Source organism: Geodermatophilus saharensis (assembly GCF_900188205.1).
In the GTDB taxonomy this organism is placed as follows: domain Bacteria; phylum Actinomycetota; class Actinomycetes; order Mycobacteriales; family Geodermatophilaceae; genus Geodermatophilus; species Geodermatophilus saharensis.
In genome coordinates this window covers 503,017-519,329 of the sequence record NZ_FZOH01000003.1, presented here as the reverse complement: position 1 = coordinate 519,329, position 16,313 = coordinate 503,017, and the positions used below count along the sequence as shown (strand labels likewise).

Below are 16,313 nucleotides of genomic sequence, written 5' to 3'. Positions count from 1 at the left end.
CGGGTTCAGACGGGAGGACGGTCCTCGTAGGAGGTGGACAGCACGACGGTGGTGCGGGTGCTGACGTTCGCCGTCGTGCGGATCTCCCGCAGCAGCGCCTCCAGTGCCTCCGGGGAGGCCACCCGGACCTTGAGCAGGTAGCTCTCCACGCCGGCCACCGCGTAGCAGGCCTCGATGGCGTCCAGGTGCACCAGCTTGGCCGGGGCGTCGTCGGCGTGGGCCTGGTCCAGCGGGGTGATGGCGACGAACGCGGTCAGGCCCAGGCCCACCAGCCGGGCGTCGACCGTGGCGCGGTAGCCGGTGATCAGCCCCCGCTGCTCGAGGCGGCGCACCCGCTGGTGCACCGCCGACACCGACAGCCCCACCCGCTGGGCCAGCTCGGTGTAGCTGGCCCGCCCGTCGCGGGCCAGCATCGCCAGCAGCGCGCGGTCGACGTCGGGCGTGGCGGGGTGGTCCCCGCCCGGGTCAGCCGGGGAGGACGACGAGCGCACGGGGACCCTGGTTGAGGGCGCGCACGCCCTCGTCGGTGCAGACGACGATGTCCTCGATGCGCGCGCCGGCCCGGCCGGCGAGGTAGATGCCCGGCTCGACGGAGAACGCCATGCCCGCCTCCAGCGGCAGGTCGTTGCCGGCGACGATGTAGGGCGCCTCGTGGGTGTCCAGGCCGATGCCGTGCCCCGTGCGGTGGATGAAGTGCTCTCCCCAGCCGGCCGCGGCGATGCGGTCGCGGGCAGCGGCGTCGACCTGCTCGGCGGTGACGCCGGGCCGGACAGCGGCCACCGCGGCCTGCTGGGCGTCCTGCAGCACCGCGTACCACTCGGCGACCTCGGCGCCGGGCTCCTCGCCGACGGCGTAGGTGCGGGTGCAGTCCGAGCGGTAGCCGGTGGCGGTCTCCCCGCCGATGTCGACGACGACGACGTCGCCGGCGCCCACCACCCGGTCGGAGAGCTCGTGGTGCGGGCTGGCGCCGTTGGGCCCGGAGCCGACGATGGTGAAGTCCACGGCGACGTGCCCCTCGGCGAGGATCGCCGCGGCGATGTCGGCGCCCACCTCGGCCTCGGTGCGGCCCACCCGCAGCCACTCCCCCATCCGGGCGTGCACCCGGTCGATGGCCGCGCCGGCCGCGGCGAGCTCCTCGACCTCGGCGGGGGTCTTGACCATCCGCAGCCGGTCGAGCACCGGCGTCGCGAGCTCCAGGGCCGAGCCCGGCAGCGCCCGGTGCACGCCGAGAGCGTGCTCGGCCCAGGTGCGGGCGCCCACGGCGACCCGGGCGGGTGCGGCGCCCAGCCGGGCGGTGGTCTCGCGGGCGACGACGGCGAAGGGGTCGTCGGTCTCGTCCCAGGCGACCAGGTCCAGCCCGAGGGTGCCGGCCGGGCTCGCGTCGACCATCGGCGCCTCCAGCCGCGGCACCACCAGCAGCGGCTCGCCGCTGCGGGGCACCACCAGCGCCGTCAGCCGCTCCATGGCGTGGGCGTGGTAGCCGCACAGGTAGCGCAGGTCCGAGCCCGGGGTGAGGACGACGACGTCGACGCCGACGTCGGCGGCGACGGCGCGCGCGGCGTGCACCCGGTCGATGCTGACGAGGGCCCCCGTGCTGTCTGCCACGCCCGGACACTAACCCCGGACACCGACGCAGGACACCGACGCAGGACACCGGCCGCTCCCGCCGGGGATCCCCCGACCGTTACCGTCCCCGCCCGTGACGACCATGCTGCTCGACGCCGCGAGCCTCTACTTCCGGGCCTTCTACGGCGTGCCGACCAGCGTGACCTCTCCCGACGGGCGGCCGGTCAACGCCGTCCGCGGGTTCCTGGACATGACCGCCCGGCTGCTCACCGCGCACGGCCCCGACCGGCTGGTGGCCTGCTGGGACGACGACTGGCGCCCGGCGTTCCGGGTGGCGGCGCTGCCGTCGTACAAGGCGCACCGGCTCTCCCCCGACGGCGGGGAGGAGACCCCCGACGAGCTCGGCCCCCAGGTGCCGGTGCTGGTCGAGGTCCTGGCCGCCGCCGGCATCGCCCGGGTCGGGGCGCCCGGCTACGAGGCCGACGACGTCATCGGCACGCTGGCCACCCGCGCCCGCGGGCCGGTCGACGTGGTCACCGGCGACCGCGACCTCTTCCAGCTCGTCGACGACGCCCGCGGGGTCCGGGTGCTCTACACCGCCCGCGGCATCACCGACATCGAGGTGGTCGACGAGGCCGCGGTCACCGCGAGGTACGGCATCCCGGGGCGGGCCTACGCCGACTTCGCGGTGCTGCGGGGCGACCCCAGCGACGGGCTGCCCGGGGTGGCCGGGATCGGCGCGAAGACGGCGGCGGCGCTGGTCAGCGAGTTCGGCGACCTGGCCGGGATCCGGGCGGCGGCCGCGCGCACCGCCGTCCCCCGCCCCCCGCTGACCGCCGCCGTCCTCAAGCGGCTGCACGCCGGGGCGGAGTACCTCGACGCCGCGCCGGTGGTGGTCGCCGTCGCCCGCGGGATCGACCTGCCGGCGGTGGAGGGCACGCTGCCGCGCCGGCCGGCCGACGCCGCGGCGCTGGCCGCCCTGGCCGAGCGGCACGGCATCGGGTCCTCACTGGGCCGGCTGGGCGCCGCCCTGGGCTGGCCGGCCGACGTCCTGGACTGAGCCGGCGCCGGCCCGAGCGGCTCCCCTCAGGCGACGTCCCAGGTGTAGGCGGCGGAGTCCGCGTCGGTGATCGCGACCCGGATGGTGACGTCCTCGCCGTCCTCGGTGGTGCCCGAGCACTCGTAGGTGGCGCCGGTCTCCACCACCATCTCCTGGTCGCAGGAGACCTCGATGCCGACGCCGAAGGTCTCGCTGAACTGCTCGGCGATGTCGCGCTCGGCGCGGCCGCTGTCGAGCACGTCACGGCCGAGCAGCAGCGGCAGCAGGATCGCCGCGGCGATGGCGACGACGGCGAGGGCGACCAGGCCGACGATCAACCCGGTCCGCGACTTCTTCGGCTGCTGGCCGGGCTGCCCGTAGCCGCCCGGCTGGCCGTACTGCCCCGGCTGGCCGTACTGCCCCGGCTGCTGCCCGTACTGGCCCGGCTGCGCGTACTGGCCGGGCTGCTGCCCGTACTGGCCGGGCGGCGCGTACTGCCCCGGCGGCGCGTACTGGCCCGGCTGCTCGCCGTACTGGCCGGGCCGGCCGTACTGCCCACCCGGCTGGCCGTACTGCCCGGGCTGCGGGTAGCCGCCCGGCTGGCCGGGCTGCTGCCCGCCGTACTGCCCCGGCTGCCCGTACTGCCCCGGCTGGCCACCCTGCGGGGGGTTGGTCATCGTCGCTCCTGCTCGTTCCGTCGACCCGGACGGGCCCTCCGATGACACTGCGTCACCGGAGCGGGGGGATTGTGCACCACCCGGCGGCGCGTCCGGCCGCTCCGCGCCGCGGCGGTCCGCGGTGGGGTCAGCCGCTGACGGCGACCGCGACCACGCCGCGGCGGATGCGGCCCACCGCCGCCCGCGCCACCCCGGCCACCGACTCGTCGGCCACCTTGGCCAGCTGGTCGAGGACGTCGACGAGCTGGCGCGCCCACCGCACGAAGTCGCCGCCGGAGAGCTCGGTGCCGGCCTGCTCGGCGCCGGCGAGCACCCGGTCGAGGGTCTGCCCGTCGGTCCAGCGGTAGGCGGCCCAGGCGAAGCCGAGGTCGAGGTCGCGGGTGGCCGGCAGGCCCCGGTCGAGCTCGACGTCCTGCAGCCGGGAGCGGATCCGGCGCATCTCACCGATCGCGCCGGCGACCCGCCCGGCCGGCACGGCCGGCTGCCCGGGGGTCTCCCGCCGCGCCTCGAACACCAGCGTGGAGACGGCGGCGGCGAGCTCGGCCGGGCCCAGCCCGCGCCACGCCCCGGCGCGCAGGCACTCGGCGACGAGCAGGTCGCCCTCCGACCAGATCCGGGCCAGCCGGCGGCCCTCCTCGGTGACCCGGGGGACGTCGTCGACGGGTGTGGGCTCCTCGGTGTCGGCCGGCACCAGCGGCGCGGCCTCGGGCACCAGGTAGCCCAGCTCCTCGAGGACGTCGCAGGTGCGGTCGAACTGCCGGGTCAGCGACCCGGTGCGCTCGGCCATCTTGCGGTGGGTGGCCTCGGCGTCGGCGACCGCGCGCAGGTACCGCTCGGCGAAGCGGACCCGCTCCTCCCGGTCGGGCAGCGCGTGCACCGGGTGGCTGCGCACCGCGCGGCGCAGGTCGTGCAGCACCGGGTCGTCGGCGGCGGCCGAGCGGTGCTTGACCCGCCGGGCGCCGAGGTCGTTCTCCACGCGCGCGGTGCGCAGCGTGGCGGCCAGGTCGCGGCGGGCGTGCGGGCTGCGGTGGTTGAAGTTCTTCGGCACCCGCACCCGGGCCAGCGCGCTCACCGGCGTCGGGAAGTCCACGCTGCCCAGCCGGCCGGCCCACTTGTCCTCGGTGAGCACCAGCGGCCGGGGGTCGGCCAGGTCGGTGATGCCCGGGTCGAGCACGACGGCCAGGCCCTGCCGGCGCCCGGAGGGCACCCGGATGACGTCGCCGGGACGCAGCGCGGCCAGTGCGTCGGCTGCCTCCATGCGCCGCTTGGCCGCCGAGTCCCGGGACAGCTCCCTCTCCCGGTCGGCGATCTCGCGGCGCAGCCGGGCGTAGGCGAGCACGTCACCGCCCTCGGTGGCCATCTCCGCGGCGAACCGCTCGGCGTCGCGCTCAGAGCGGGCGGCTTGCCGGGCCAGCCCCACCACCGACCGGTCGGCCTGGAACTGGGCGAAGGAGGAGGCCAGCAGCTCCCGCGCCCGGGCCCGGCCGAAGGAGCCGACCAGGTTGACCGCCATGTTGTAGCTGGGCCGGAAGCTCGAGCGCAGCGGATAGGTGCGGGTGCTGGCCAGCCCGGCGACGACCGAGGGGTCCATGCCCGGCGCCCACACCACGACGGCGTGCCCCTCGACGTCGATGCCGCGCCGCCCGGCCCGCCCGGTGAGCTGGGTGTACTCCCCCGGGGTGACGTCGACGTGCGCCTCGCCGTTCCACTTCACCAGCCGCTCGAGCACCACCGTGCGGGCGGGCATGTTGATGCCGAGGGCGAGGGTCTCGGTGGCGAACACGGCCTTGACCAGGCCGCGGACGAAGCACTCCTCGACCGTCTCCTTGAACGCCGGCACCAGCCCGGCGTGGTGGGCGGCGATCCCGGCCAGCAGCCCCTCGCGCCACTCCCAGAAGCCGAGCACGTGCAGGTCCTCGTCGGGCAGGCCGTCGGTGCGCTCGTCGACGATGCGGGCGATCTCGGCCCGCTCGGCCTCGTCGGTGAGCCGCAGCCCGGACTGCAGGCACTGGGCGACGGCGGCGTCGCAGCCGTTGCGGCTGAAGATGAAGGTGATCGCCGGCAGCAGCCCGGCGCGGTCGAGCCGCTCGACGACCTCCGGGCGGGCCGGCGGGCGGTGGCGCGGCCGGTGCCAGTCGCGGTCGCGGTCACGGCGGGAGCCCCCGTTGCCGCCGCCCCAGGTGTCCAGCCGGCGCTCGTGCTCGCGGACGTAGCGCACCAGCTCGGGGTCGACGACGCTGGCGCCGCGGTCGCGGGTGGACTGCTGCCGCGGGTCCTGGCCCTGCTCGGCGGCGTGCGCGGCCGGGCGCAGGCTGAACAGGTCGAACACCCGGGTGCCGACGAGCATGTGCTGCCACAGCGGGATGGGCCGCACCTCGCTGACGACCACCCTCGTGTGGCCGCGCACGGTGACCAGCCAGTCGGCGAACTCCTCGGCGTTGCTCACCGTGGCCGACAGCGACACCAGGGTCACCGACTGCGGGAGGTGGATGATCACCTCCTCCCACACCGCGCCGCGGAAGCGGTCGGCGAGGTAGTGCACCTCGTCCATGACCACGTAGCCGAGGCCGTCGATGGCCGGGGACTCCGCGTAGAGCATGTTGCGCAGCACCTCGGTGGTCATCACGACCACCGGCGCGTTGCCGTTGATCGCGTTGTCCCCGGTGAGCAGCCCGACCCGTTCCTCGCCGTAGCGGTCGACGAGGTCGTTGTACTTCTGGTTGGACAGCGCCTTGATCGGCGTCGTGTAGAACGCCTTGCGCCCCTCGGCCAGCGCCTTGTGCACCGCGAACTCGCCGACGACGGTCTTGCCCGCCCCGGTCGGCGCGCAGACCAGCACGCCGGCGCCCTGGTCGAGCGCCTCGCAGGCCTCCACCTGGAACGGGTCGAGGGAGAACCCGAGCTCGGCGGTGAAGTCGGCGAGGGTCGGGTGCGCGCTGCGCCGCCGGGCAGCCGCGTACCGCTCGGCGGGGCTGGACATGCTCTCCACGTTAGGCGCTCCCCCGTACAGGCGCCGGACCGGTCGATCGTGCGCTCGAGTTGGGGATAACGGTCGGACGGCGTCCGGGCGCGCCGGCGGCCTACCTCACCGCAGCGCGTCCTCCCGCAGCGCCCACCGTGCCGGGGGGACTCGCCACGATCAGGTCACCTGTCGTGGCGTCGCCCCCCCGGCCGCTGCCGGCCACCGTCAGCGCGCCGGGCACCACCTCGGCCGCCAGCGGCAGCGCGGCCACCGGCTCCCCGTCGGCGTAGCCGGTCAGCCCGGTCCCGGCCAGCTCCACCCGGGCGGCGCGGTGCACGCTGACCGCCGGGTGCTCGACGTGGGTGCCCGCGGTCAGCCGCGGGCGGGTGCGCACCAGCTCCCGGCGCGACACCGGGCCGACCACGGTGACGTCGAGCAGCCCGTCGGCGGGGTCGGCGGCCGGGCAGACCCGCATCCCCCCGCCGTACCAGGCGGTGTTGCCGACGGCGACCAGCGTCACCGGCACCGTCCGCGCCCGCCCGTCGAGGGTCAGGGTGACCTCCCGCGGCCGCAGCCGGGCCAGCTCGGCGAGGATCGCGACGTCGTAGCGGCGCGGGCCCCGCGGCCAGCGCAGCCTGTTCGCCCGGTCGGTGACCGCGGAGTCGAACCCGCAGCACAGCACCGTGGCCCACCAGCGCCCGCCGGCCCGCCCGGCGTCCACCGTGCGCAGCGCCCCGGCGCGCAGGTCGGCGGCGGCCGCGGTCGCGGCGGCCACCGGCCCGGGCGGGACGCCCAGGGCGAGGGCGAGGTCGTTGCCCGTGCCGGCCGGGACGACCGCCAGGGGCGTGCCCGTCCCGGCCACCGCCTGCAGCGCGGCGTGCACGGCGCCGTCCCCGCCCACGGCCACCACCGCGCCGGCGCCCGCGGCGACGGCGTCGGCCGCCGCCCGCTCCGCCCCCTCCCGGCCAGCGGCGGGGAGCACCCGCGGCACCAGACCGCCGCGGCGCAGGGCGTCCAGGACGGCGGCCGAGACCACCCGCGCCCGGCCCCGCCCGGCGGCCGGGCTGACGAGGACCGCGACCTCCATACCGCTCCCCACTCCCTCTCCGACCTGCCGTCGGGCGCCGTGTGACACGTTCGTGCGTCAATGCAACCGACCGGGCCGGAGCGGCTGTGACACCGGCCGGTGCCGGTGCATGATGACGCCGCGTTCGTCCCAGCCCGCAACCGATCCCGACCTCACCGACCGACCTCCCCGCCGGATCCGGGTGAGCCCATCCAGGAGGAGTCATGCAGGTCGTCATCGCCGGTGCCGGCGTCTCCGGACTCACCACCGCCCTCGCCCTCGCCCGGCAGGGGCACCGGGTCCAGCTCGTCGACCGCGACCCCGCGCCGCGCCCGGGGGACGTCGCCGGCGTGGAGGACTGGCAGCGCCGTGGCGTCGCCCAGTTCCACCAGCCGCACGCGCTGCTGGCCCGGCTGTACTCGGAGCTGGCCGCGGCGCTGCCCGACGTCCTCGAGGCGCTGCTGGCCCGCGGCGCCCGCCCGGTGGCCCTCCCCGACGACCTCACCGCCCTGTGGTGCCGCCGCAGCACGCTGGAGTGGGTGCTGCGCGCGGCGGTGGAGACCGAGCCGGGGGTGGCGCGGGTCGAGGCCGCCGTCAGCGAGGTCGCCGTCGACGGGGACCGGGTGTCCGGCGTGCGGCTCGCCGACGGCACGCTGCTGCGCGCCGACCTCGTCGTCGACGCCACCGGCCGACGCGGGCGGCTCTCCCGCCCGTGGCTGCGCGAGGAGGTCGACGTCCCCGCCGACGAGGTGTACGTCTCCCGCCGCTACCGGCTGCGGCCCGGCGCCGCGTTCGGCACCGTCAACCGCAACGTGATCTCGGTGGCCGAGGGCGACGGCTACACGCTGCTGGTCTTCCCCCACGACGCCGGCACCTTCACCGTCTGCTTCACCCGCCTGCCCGACGACCCCGAGCTGGACCCGCTGCGCGAGCAGGCCGCCTTCAAGGCGGCCACGCAGGTGGTGCCCCTGGCCGCCGAGTGGACCGACCCCGAGCGGGCCGAGCCCGTCTCCCCGGTCATGGTCATGAGCGGCCTGCGCAGCACCTTCCGCACCCTCGACGACGCCGCGCCGCTGGGGCTGCACCCCCTCGCCGACGCCGTCTGCACCACCAACCCCCACTTCGGCCGCGGCTCGGCGCTGGCCATCACGCACGCGCTGCGGCTGGCCGCCGCGGTGGCCGCCGCCCCCGACGACGCCCGCGCGTGGCGGGCGCAGGTCGACGCCTGGGTCGACGGCGAGCTGCGCGCGTGGTTCGACGACGCCCGCATGACCGACGTCGCCCGCGCCCAGGCCTGGCGCAACGTGCGCGACGGCCGCCCGCCGATGACGGGGCCGCCGGCCGGCGCCGGGCCGGACCGCGCCGCGCCCGTTCCCCACTTCCTCGTCCTCGCCGCCGCCGGCGCCGACCCGGTGGTCGCCCGCGCGGTCCTGCGGCACTTCCACCTGGTCGACCCGCCGGCGGCGCTGGACGCGGTGCGCCCCCGGGTCGCGGAGATGCTCGCCCAGGGTTGGCTGCCCGGGCGCCCACCGCCGCAGGCCGGGCGCCCCCGCGACAGCGCGGTCACCGCCGGCGACGCCGGGCCGCTCCGCCCGGGTCCGCCCCGGCAGGCGCCCGACGAGCGCCCTGCCGGGCCGCCGCCGGGAGCGCCGGTCGGCCCGCCGCGGCGGCGGCTGGTGGAGGCGCTGGCGGCCTGGTCGCCGGACGCCGCCCTCCCCCGCTGACCCAGGACGTCCGAGGGCCCGCCGCGGCAGCGGCGGGCCCTCGGACGTCTGCGGCGGGTGCCGGGTGCCCGTGCGTGCGGGGTGCTCAGCGGGAGCGGGCACCCGGGCCGTCGGCCGGCGCGGCGTCGCCGGCCAGCAGCCGGTCCGGCGGGGTGGGCGCCGCGTCCAGCGGGGTGGGTGTCGCGTCCAGCGGGGAGGCCTCGTCGTCGGACAGGCCGTGGAAGTGCTCGATCGCGTCGCGCCGGGCCCGCCGCTTGTCCACGACGCGGGCGATCTGGATGGCCAGCTCGAACAGCAGCACCATCGGCAGCGCCATGGCCAGCATGGTGAACGGGTCCTGGGTGGGCGTGACGAACGCGGCGAAGACGATGGTCAGGAAGAAGATCCACCGCCGGCTGCGCGCCAGCGCCGCGTGCGACAGCACCCCGACCAGGTTGAGCGCGACGGCGATCAGCGGCAGCTCGAAGCTCAGCCCGAAGGCGACCAGCAGGCTGATGACGAAGCCCAGGTAGTCCGGGGCGGTCAGCTGGAAGGCGACCTCGTCACCGGCGAGCTGCAGCAGCAGCTCCAGCCCCTTGTAGAGGGTGACGTAGGCCAGCACCGCCCCCAGGCTGAACAGCAGCGTGGAGACGGCGACGAACGTGACCGCGTAGCGCTTCTCGTTGCGCTTGAGGCCCGGGGTGATGAACGCCCACAGCTGCCACAGCCAGAACGGGCTCGACAGCACCGCCCCGGCGATCAGGCCGATCTTCAGCCGCAGCAGCACGCCGCCGAAGACGTCGAGGACCACCAGCCGGCAGTTCTCGTCGCCCTGGAAGCGCAGGTCGGCCGGCAGCGAGCAGTAGGGCTCGCTGAGGAAGGTCAGCAGCCCGTGGTCGTACCAGAGGAACCCGGCGACGGTGCCCAGCGCCAGCGCCAGCAGCGCCTTGGCGACGCGGTTGCGCAGCTCGGTGAGGTGGGCGACGAGCGTCATCGTCGCCTCGGGGTCCCGCGGCCGCCGCCGGCGACGCCGCAGGGAGGGACCGCTCACGCCGCTGCCCCGGGGGCGGTCAGCGGGCGTCGGCGGCGCCGGGCTGGGCGGCGCGCGCCCGCAGCTCGGCCGCGCGTGCCTCCGCGGCGGCCGCCTCGGCCTCCAGCTGCGCCCGCCGGTCGCGGTCGGCGGCGTCGAGCGGGACCGGCGACGACACGGCCGGCGACGACACGGCCGGCGACGACACGGCCGGCGACGACACGGCCGGCGACGACGGGAACGACGACAGGGGCGCCGCGGCGGGGCGGGCGTCGTCGTCCTTCATGCCCTTCATCTCGCCCTTGAAGATGCGCAGCGAGCGGCCCAGCGAGCGGGAGGCGTCGGGCAGCTTCTTGTAGCCGAACAGCAGCAGGACGGCCAGGATGATCAGGCCGATCTCCAGCGGGCCGAGGTTCATGCGTCCTCCAGGTCGAGTGGACGAGGGCGATGCTACGCCCGGCGGTCTCCCTTCCCGGGGCGTGCGGCGGTCGTCGCCGCCGGGTCAGCGCGTGTCGGCGCCCCGGTCACCGGCCTGCAGCTGCGCCGCCCGCGCGGCGGTGGCCTGCGCCTGCTCCAGCACGGGCCGCACGTCCTGCTCGGCGGCCGCCAGCTCGCGGGCCAGCCGGCGGCCGGCCCCGAGCACGCCGAAGGCGATCGCGCCCAGCACGACCAGCGACAGCACGACGACGGCGATCCAGACGACCCACATCAGCACGGCGCCGACCCTAGGCCCCGGCGTCGCCCGGCCCGTAGCGGGCCAGCGCGGCGCGGGCGTCGGCGGCCACGGCCGCGGCCAGCTCGGCCGGCTCGTCGACGGCGGCGGCCCCGCCGAGGGAGGACACCAGCCGCCGCGCCCAGGCGAGGTCGGCGGTGCGCAGCGCCACGGCCAGGCCGCCGGGCGGGTCGTCGACCTCGCGGACGTCCTCGACCGGGTAGTACTCGGCGACCCACCGGGCGGTGCGGGCCAGCCGCAGCCGCACCACCGGGGCGTCCGGCGGCGGCTGGTAGACCCCGGAGGCGATGTCGCGTGGAGCGGCCTGCGGCGGCGGGGCGGCCGGCTCGTCGAGCACCTCGACGTCGTCGATGCGGTCGAGGCGGAACAGCCGCACCCCGGCCACCTCCCGCGACCACGCCTCCAGGTACCAGCGCCCGTCGACCAGGTGCAGCCGCATCGGGTCGACGGTGCGCTCGGTGCGCTCGTCGCGGGTGGGCACGTAGTAGTGCAGGTGCAGCGCCCGGCCGCGCTCGAGGCCCTCCCGCACCACCGCCAGGGCCTGCTCGCGCGCGTCGACGCTCAGCGCCACCGGGGTCACCCGCTCGGCGGCGTGCCCGGCGGCGGCCGACACCTTGGCCAGCGCCCGGCTGACCGCGTCCTGCTCGGCCAGGCCCGGCAGGTCCAGCAGCGTGCGCAGCGCGACCAGCAGGGCGACGGCCTCGTCGGTGGTCAGCCGCAGCGGGCGGACCATGCCGGCGGTGAAGGTGACCCGCACCCGGTCGCCCTCGAAGGACAGGTCGATGAGGTCACCGGGCCCGTAGCCGGGCAGGCCGCACATCCACAGCAGCTCCAGGTCGCGCCGCAGCTGCCGCTCGGGGACGCCGAAGTCACGGGCCACCTCCGCCAGCGGCACGCCCTCCGGCCGCGCGGTCAGGTAGGGCACCAGCGACAGCAGCCGGGTCATCCGCTCGGTGGTCGCCGGGGTGCTCACGCGCGCTCCCCCATCGCCGCCAGCCGGGTGAGCCGCTCGACCACCGCCGCGCGCACCTCCGCCGGCGCCTCGACGACGACGTCGGGGCCGTAGGCGGCCAGCTGGTCGGCCAGCCGCCACGGCTCGGTGGTGCGCAGCTGCAGCCGGTCCTCGCCGTCCTCCCCGGCGCCCAGCGGCTGTGCCCCGCGGCGCAGCCCGACCGCGGTGCCCGGGCGGGCGCGCACCACCACCACGTGCTCCTCTCCCCCGCCGGAGCGGCCGGCCTGCCCGGCGACCACCGCGGCGAGGTCGAGGTCGGCCGGCGGCTCGAACGCGTTCTCCGGGCCGACCGCCCTCGGCGTGCCGACCACCCGGGACAGCCGGAACACCCGCGGCGCCTGCCGGTCGAGGTCGCGGCCCACCAGGTACCAGCGGCCGTGCCAGGCGACCACGCCCCACGGCTGCACCCGGCGCCGGGCGGGGGTGTCCTCGTCGGGACGGCGGTAGTCGAACTGCAGCACCCGGCGGTCGCGGGCGGCGGCGTAGGCGGGCTCGAACGCCGGCTCGTCGGAGTCCAGCCGCGGCTGGATGGGCAGCGCCCGGCCGGGGTCGACGTCGAGACCGGCGGCCCGCAGCTTCAGCAGCGCGCTGTGCGCCGCGCCGGCCAGCTGCGCGGACTCCCACAGCCGCAGCGCCAGCCCGACGGCGGCGGCCTCCTCGCCGGTGAGGGTGATCTCGGGCAGCTCGTAGTCGGCGCGCGCGATGCGGTAGCCGTCCTCGGTGTCGAAGACGCTGGTGCGGCCGGTCTCCAGCGGCACGCCCATCTCGCGCAGCTCGGCCTTGTCCCGCTCGAACATGCGCTTGAACGCCTCGTCGGCGCGCGCGGTGCCGTCGTCGGGCTCGTAGCCGGGGACGGTGGCGCGGATGCGGGCCGCGGTCACGTACTGGCGGGTGCCGAGCAGGGCGATGACCAGGTTGACCAGCCGCTCCGCCCGCTTCGCCGACACGGGCCCCAGCCTAGACAGAGGACCCCCTGCCCCCGCCTGCTCGGGCGCTCGCAGCGGGCCCCTGCAGGGGGGCACGGGGGGCGGGGACGGGAGCGAGGTCCCTACTCTCGGCCCCGTGGGGGACGACGGGACGAGCGTGCAGGGCAACGGGCAGCGCATCCGCTGGCGGCGCGGGCGGGTGACGGCGACCGGGCGCAGCTGGCGCGACGCGGTGGAACTCACCGTCGAGGTGCCGGGGGACGGCGCGGTGCGGTCGCTGGCGCACCCGTCGCTGGTCGGCGTCCCCGAGGTCGGCGACGAGGTGCTGCTCAACACCACCGCCTGGGCGCAGCGCCTGGGCACCGGCGGGTACGCGCTCGTCGTCGCCGTCCCCGACCGGCTGCCGCCGGACCCCTCCGGCCCCGGGCACCTGGTCAAGGCGCGGTACACGCCGATGCAGGTCAGCGTGCAGGGCGTCGACGAGCAGGACACCGAGCACCACGCCGCGATCGCCGAGGCCGAGGACCTCGGCGGCATGCCGGTCGTCGTCGCCGACCTGCACTCGGCGCTGCCGGCCGCGCTGATCGGGGTGTTCGCCACCGACCCCGACCTCAAGGTCGCCTACGTCATGACCGACGGCGGGGCGCTGGTCGCCGGGTTCTCCCGCACGCTGCACACCCTCGCGCCGTCGCTGACCGGGGTGGTCACCGTCGGGCAGGCCTTCGGCGGGGACCTCGAGGCGGTCACCCTGCACACCGGCCTGCTCGCCGCCCGGCACGTGCTCGGCGCCGACGTCGCCGTCGTCACCCAGGGGCCGGGCAACCTGGGCACCGGCACCCCGTGGGGCTTCTCCGGGGTGGCCGCGGGCGAGGCGTGCAACGCCGTCAGCGTGCTCGGCGGGGAGCCGATCGGGGCGCTGCGGATCTCCGACGCCGACCCGCGCCCGCGCCACCGCGGGGTGTCGCACCACTCGCTGACCGCCTTCGGCCGGGTGGCGCTGGCCGGGGTGACGCTGGTGGCCCCGCGCGGGCTGGGCTCGGAGCTCGGGCAGCAGGTCGAGGAGGACCTGGCCGGGCAGCCCGAGCGCAACCGGGTGGTGTGGGTCGACGTCGACGGGCTCGACGAGGCGCTGCAGCTGTCGCCGGTGACGCTGTCGACCATGGGCCGCGGCTGGCCGGAGGAGCGCGCCTACTTCCTCGCCGCCGCCGCGGCCGGCCGCTACGCCGCCCTGCGGGTGCCGCTGCCCGACTGACCCGTGCACTTCCGCGGAAGTGCGCGGGTCCGCAGGGCTCACATGGAGGCGATGAGCTTCTCCACCCGCTCGTCGACGCTCTTGAACGGGTCCTTGCACAGCACCGTGCGCTGGGCCTGGTCGTTGAGCTTGAGGTGCACCCAGTCGACGGTGAAGTCCCGCCGCTTCTCCTGCGCCCGGCGGATGAACTCCCCGCGCAGCTTGGCGCGGGTGGTCTGCGGCGGCACGTTCTTGGCCTCGAACACCCGCGGCTCGTGCGCCACCCGCTCGACCTGCCCGGCGCGTTCGAGCAGGTAGTACAGCCCCCGGGTGCGGGAGATGTCGTGGTAGGCGAGGTCCATCTGCGCCACCCGCGGGGAGGACAGCGACAGGTCGCGCTTGGCGCGGTACCGCTCGATGAGCGAGAGCTTGATCGCCCAGTCGATCTCCCGGTCGATGAGCGAGAGGTCGCCGGTGTCGACGGCCTTGAGCACCCGGCCCCACAGCTCGAGCATCTGCCGGTGCACCGGGCCGAAACCCTCCCGGTCGACGAACTCCGCCGCCCGCGAGTGGTACTCGGCCTGGATCTCCAGCGCCGACATCTCCCGGCCGTTGGCCAGCCGCACCTTGCGGCGTCCGGTGGTGTCGTGACTGATCTCGCGGATGGCGCGGATCGGGTTCTCCAGCGCCATGTCCCTGATCGGCACCCCGGCCTCGATCATCCGCAGCACCAGGTCGGTGATGGTGACCTTGAGCAGCGTCGTCGTCTCGCTCATGTTGGAGTCGCCGACGATGACGTGCAGCCGCCGGTAGCGCTCGGCGTCGGCGTGCGGCTCGTCGCGGGTGTTGATGATCGGCCGCGAGCGGGTGGTCGCCGAGGACACGCCCTCCCAGATGTGCTCGGCGCGCTGGCTGACGCAGTAGATCGCCCCGCGCGGGGTCTGCAGCACCTTGCCCGCGCCGACGATCAGCTGCCGGCTGACCAGGAACGGGATGAGCACGTCGGCCAGCCGGGAGAACTCCCCGTGCCGGCCGACGCAGTAGTTCTCGTGGCAGCCGTAGCTGTTGCCCGCCGAGTCGGTGTTGTTCTTGAACAGGTAGATGTCGCCGGTGACGCCCTCCTCGGCCAGCCGCTGCTCGGCGTCGACCAGCAGGCCCTCGAGGATCCGCTCCCCGGCCTTGTCGTGGACGACGAGCTCGGTCAGGTCGTCGCACTCGGCGGTGGCGTACTCGGGGTGGCTGCCGACGTCGAGGTAGAGCCGCGAGCCGTTGCGGAGGAACACGTTGGAGCTGCGCCCCCACGACACGACGCGGCGGAACAGGTAGCGGGCGACCTCGTCCGGGGACAGCCGCCGCTGCCCCCGGAAGGTGCACGTGACGCCGTACTCGGTCTCGATGCCGAAGATCCGTCGGTCCACGGACCGAGCCTAGGCGCCGGATGCGACTCCGGCCGGTTCCCGCGGCCTCAGGAGGACGTGCCGCTGCCGGCGCCGTCGGCCGTCCCGGTCTGCGGGCCGCTGCCCTCTCCCGAGCCGCCGGTGCCGCCCGCGGTGTCCGGCGCCGCGGGGTCACCCAGACCGGCCGGGGTGCCCGGCTGCGGCGCGCTCGGGGTGTGCGCGTGGGTGGCGCCCTCGACCGCGTCGTCACCGGCGGCCCGCTCGCCCAGCAGCGACCGCAGGGCGGCGCCCACCACCCGGCGGAACGCCCGCTTGGGGCGTCGCCGGTCCAGGACGGCGACCTCCAGCTGGGTGGCCGCCAGCAGCTCCCTCGACCCGTTGCCGCCCGACATCGCCGGGCTGACCGCCGACAGTGCCCGGACGCCGACCATGAGCGCCTCGCCCAGCGGCAGGCCCTGCCGGAAGTTCTCCCGCAGGTGGCCGGTGACCGCCTCGGCCTGCCCGCCCATGACGACGAAGTCGGGCTCGTCGACGACCGAGCCGTCGAAGGTGAGGCGGTAGAGCTGGTCGGCCTCGGGGTCGGTGCCGACCTCGGCGACGCACAGCTCGACCTCGTAGGGCTTCATCTGCTCGGTGAAGATCGCACCGAGGGTCTGGGCGTAGGCGTTGGCGATCACCCGGCCGGTGACGTCGCGGCGGTTGTACGAGTAGCCGCGGACGTCGGCCAGCCGCACGCCGGCCACGCGCAGGCTCTCGAACTCGCTGTAGCGGCCGACGGCGGCGAAGCCGATCCGGTCGTAGATCTCCCCGACCTTGTGCAGCGTGGAGCTGGGGTTCTCGGCGATGAACAGGACGCCGTCGGCGTAGGTGAGGACGGCGACGCTGCGACCGCGGGAGATGCCCTTGCGGGCGTACTCCGAGCGGTCGCGCATCAGCTGCTCGGGCGAGGCGTAGTACGGCATGGTCATGGC

Annotated in this window: 15 protein-coding genes; 3 read left to right on the top strand and 12 right to left on the bottom strand. The window is 76.3% G+C overall.

Translation table 11 applies throughout. The features are described from left to right. Positions 1-5: 5 nt before the first annotated feature. Entirely contained in the window at positions 6-491 is a 486-nt protein-coding gene (locus CHC04_RS10385) for an Lrp/AsnC family transcriptional regulator (RefSeq protein WP_089403811.1), read from the bottom strand. Continuing rightward, positions 466-1,605 carry a M24 family metallopeptidase gene (locus tag CHC04_RS10380; protein ID WP_089403810.1) on the bottom strand — a complete coding sequence of 380 codons (1,140 nt, stop codon included), beginning with the start codon at positions 1,603-1,605 and terminating at the stop codon, positions 466-468. The genes CHC04_RS10385 and CHC04_RS10380 overlap by 26 nt, the downstream gene beginning before the upstream one ends. 103 nt (positions 1,606-1,708) lie before the next feature. Here CHC04_RS10380 and CHC04_RS10375 point away from each other — a divergent pair, with 103 nt between their 5' ends. Beyond that, positions 1,709-2,626 carry a 5'-3' exonuclease gene (locus CHC04_RS10375; protein ID WP_089404043.1) on the top strand — a complete coding sequence of 306 codons (918 nt, stop codon included), beginning with the start codon at positions 1,709-1,711 and terminating at the stop codon, positions 2,624-2,626. Positions 2,627-2,652: 26 nt separating this feature from the next. Here CHC04_RS10375 and CHC04_RS10370 read toward each other — a convergent pair whose 3' ends face one another. From CHC04_RS10370 to CHC04_RS10360, 3 genes are all read right to left on the bottom strand, one after another. Continuing rightward, on the bottom strand, positions 2,653-3,282 hold the full coding sequence (locus tag CHC04_RS10370) for a DUF4333 domain-containing protein (RefSeq protein WP_089403809.1): 630 nt from the start codon (positions 3,280-3,282) through the stop codon (positions 2,653-2,655). A 127-nt stretch (positions 3,283-3,409) separates the two neighbouring features. Next, positions 3,410-6,262, bottom strand: a complete 2,853-nt coding sequence (locus CHC04_RS10365) for a DEAD/DEAH box helicase (RefSeq protein WP_089404042.1) — start codon at positions 6,260-6,262, stop codon at positions 3,410-3,412. A 100-nt stretch (positions 6,263-6,362) separates the two neighbouring features. Beyond that, a complete protein-coding gene (locus tag CHC04_RS10360; protein ID WP_089403808.1) occupies positions 6,363-7,331 on the bottom strand; it encodes a diacylglycerol kinase family protein in 969 nt (322 codons plus the stop codon). A 203-nt stretch (positions 7,332-7,534) separates the two neighbouring features. Between CHC04_RS10360 and CHC04_RS25265 the strand changes: the two genes are divergently transcribed. Continuing rightward, positions 7,535-9,034, top strand: coding sequence for an FAD-dependent oxidoreductase (locus CHC04_RS25265; protein ID WP_089403807.1), 1,500 nt, complete (start codon positions 7,535-7,537; stop codon positions 9,032-9,034). A gap of 85 nt (positions 9,035-9,119) precedes the next feature. Here CHC04_RS25265 and tatC read toward each other — a convergent pair whose 3' ends face one another. The 5 genes from tatC to CHC04_RS10330 form a co-directional block, all read right to left on the bottom strand. Beyond that, on the bottom strand, positions 9,120-10,064 hold the full coding sequence (gene tatC / locus CHC04_RS10350; protein WP_245817101.1) for a twin-arginine translocase subunit TatC: 945 nt from the start codon (positions 10,062-10,064) through the stop codon (positions 9,120-9,122). A gap of 19 nt (positions 10,065-10,083) precedes the next feature. After that, positions 10,084-10,461, bottom strand: a complete 378-nt coding sequence (tatA, locus tag CHC04_RS10345; RefSeq protein ID WP_089403805.1) for a Sec-independent protein translocase subunit TatA — start codon at positions 10,459-10,461, stop codon at positions 10,084-10,086. Positions 10,462-10,545: 84 nt separating this feature from the next. Next, complete coding sequence (locus CHC04_RS10340) at positions 10,546-10,752, bottom strand: hypothetical protein (RefSeq protein WP_245817124.1); 207 nt, start codon at positions 10,750-10,752, stop codon at positions 10,546-10,548. Positions 10,753-10,768: 16 nt separating this feature from the next. Beyond that, positions 10,769-11,749: a helix-turn-helix transcriptional regulator gene (locus CHC04_RS10335; RefSeq protein ID WP_176449932.1), complete on the bottom strand. Its 981-nt coding sequence runs from the start codon at positions 11,747-11,749 to the stop codon at positions 10,769-10,771. After that, positions 11,746-12,735 carry a helix-turn-helix transcriptional regulator gene (locus CHC04_RS10330; protein WP_089403803.1) on the bottom strand — a complete coding sequence of 330 codons (990 nt, stop codon included), beginning with the start codon at positions 12,733-12,735 and terminating at the stop codon, positions 11,746-11,748. Before CHC04_RS10330 ends, CHC04_RS10335 begins: the two co-directional genes overlap by 4 nt. A gap of 115 nt (positions 12,736-12,850) precedes the next feature. Here CHC04_RS10330 and CHC04_RS10325 point away from each other — a divergent pair, with 115 nt between their 5' ends. Beyond that, positions 12,851-13,966 carry a DUF3866 family protein gene (locus CHC04_RS10325; protein WP_245817100.1) on the top strand — a complete coding sequence of 372 codons (1,116 nt, stop codon included), beginning with the start codon at positions 12,851-12,853 and terminating at the stop codon, positions 13,964-13,966. Positions 13,967-14,004: 38 nt separating this feature from the next. Here CHC04_RS10325 and pafA read toward each other — a convergent pair whose 3' ends face one another. Further along, on the bottom strand, positions 14,005-15,363 hold the full coding sequence (gene pafA / locus CHC04_RS10320; RefSeq protein WP_089403802.1) for a Pup--protein ligase: 1,359 nt from the start codon (positions 15,361-15,363) through the stop codon (positions 14,005-14,007). Between the two features lie 47 nt (positions 15,364-15,410). Then, entirely contained in the window at positions 15,411-16,310 is a 900-nt protein-coding gene (gene prcA / locus CHC04_RS10315; protein ID WP_089403801.1) for a proteasome subunit alpha, read from the bottom strand. Between the last annotated feature and the right edge of the window lie 3 nt (positions 16,311-16,313).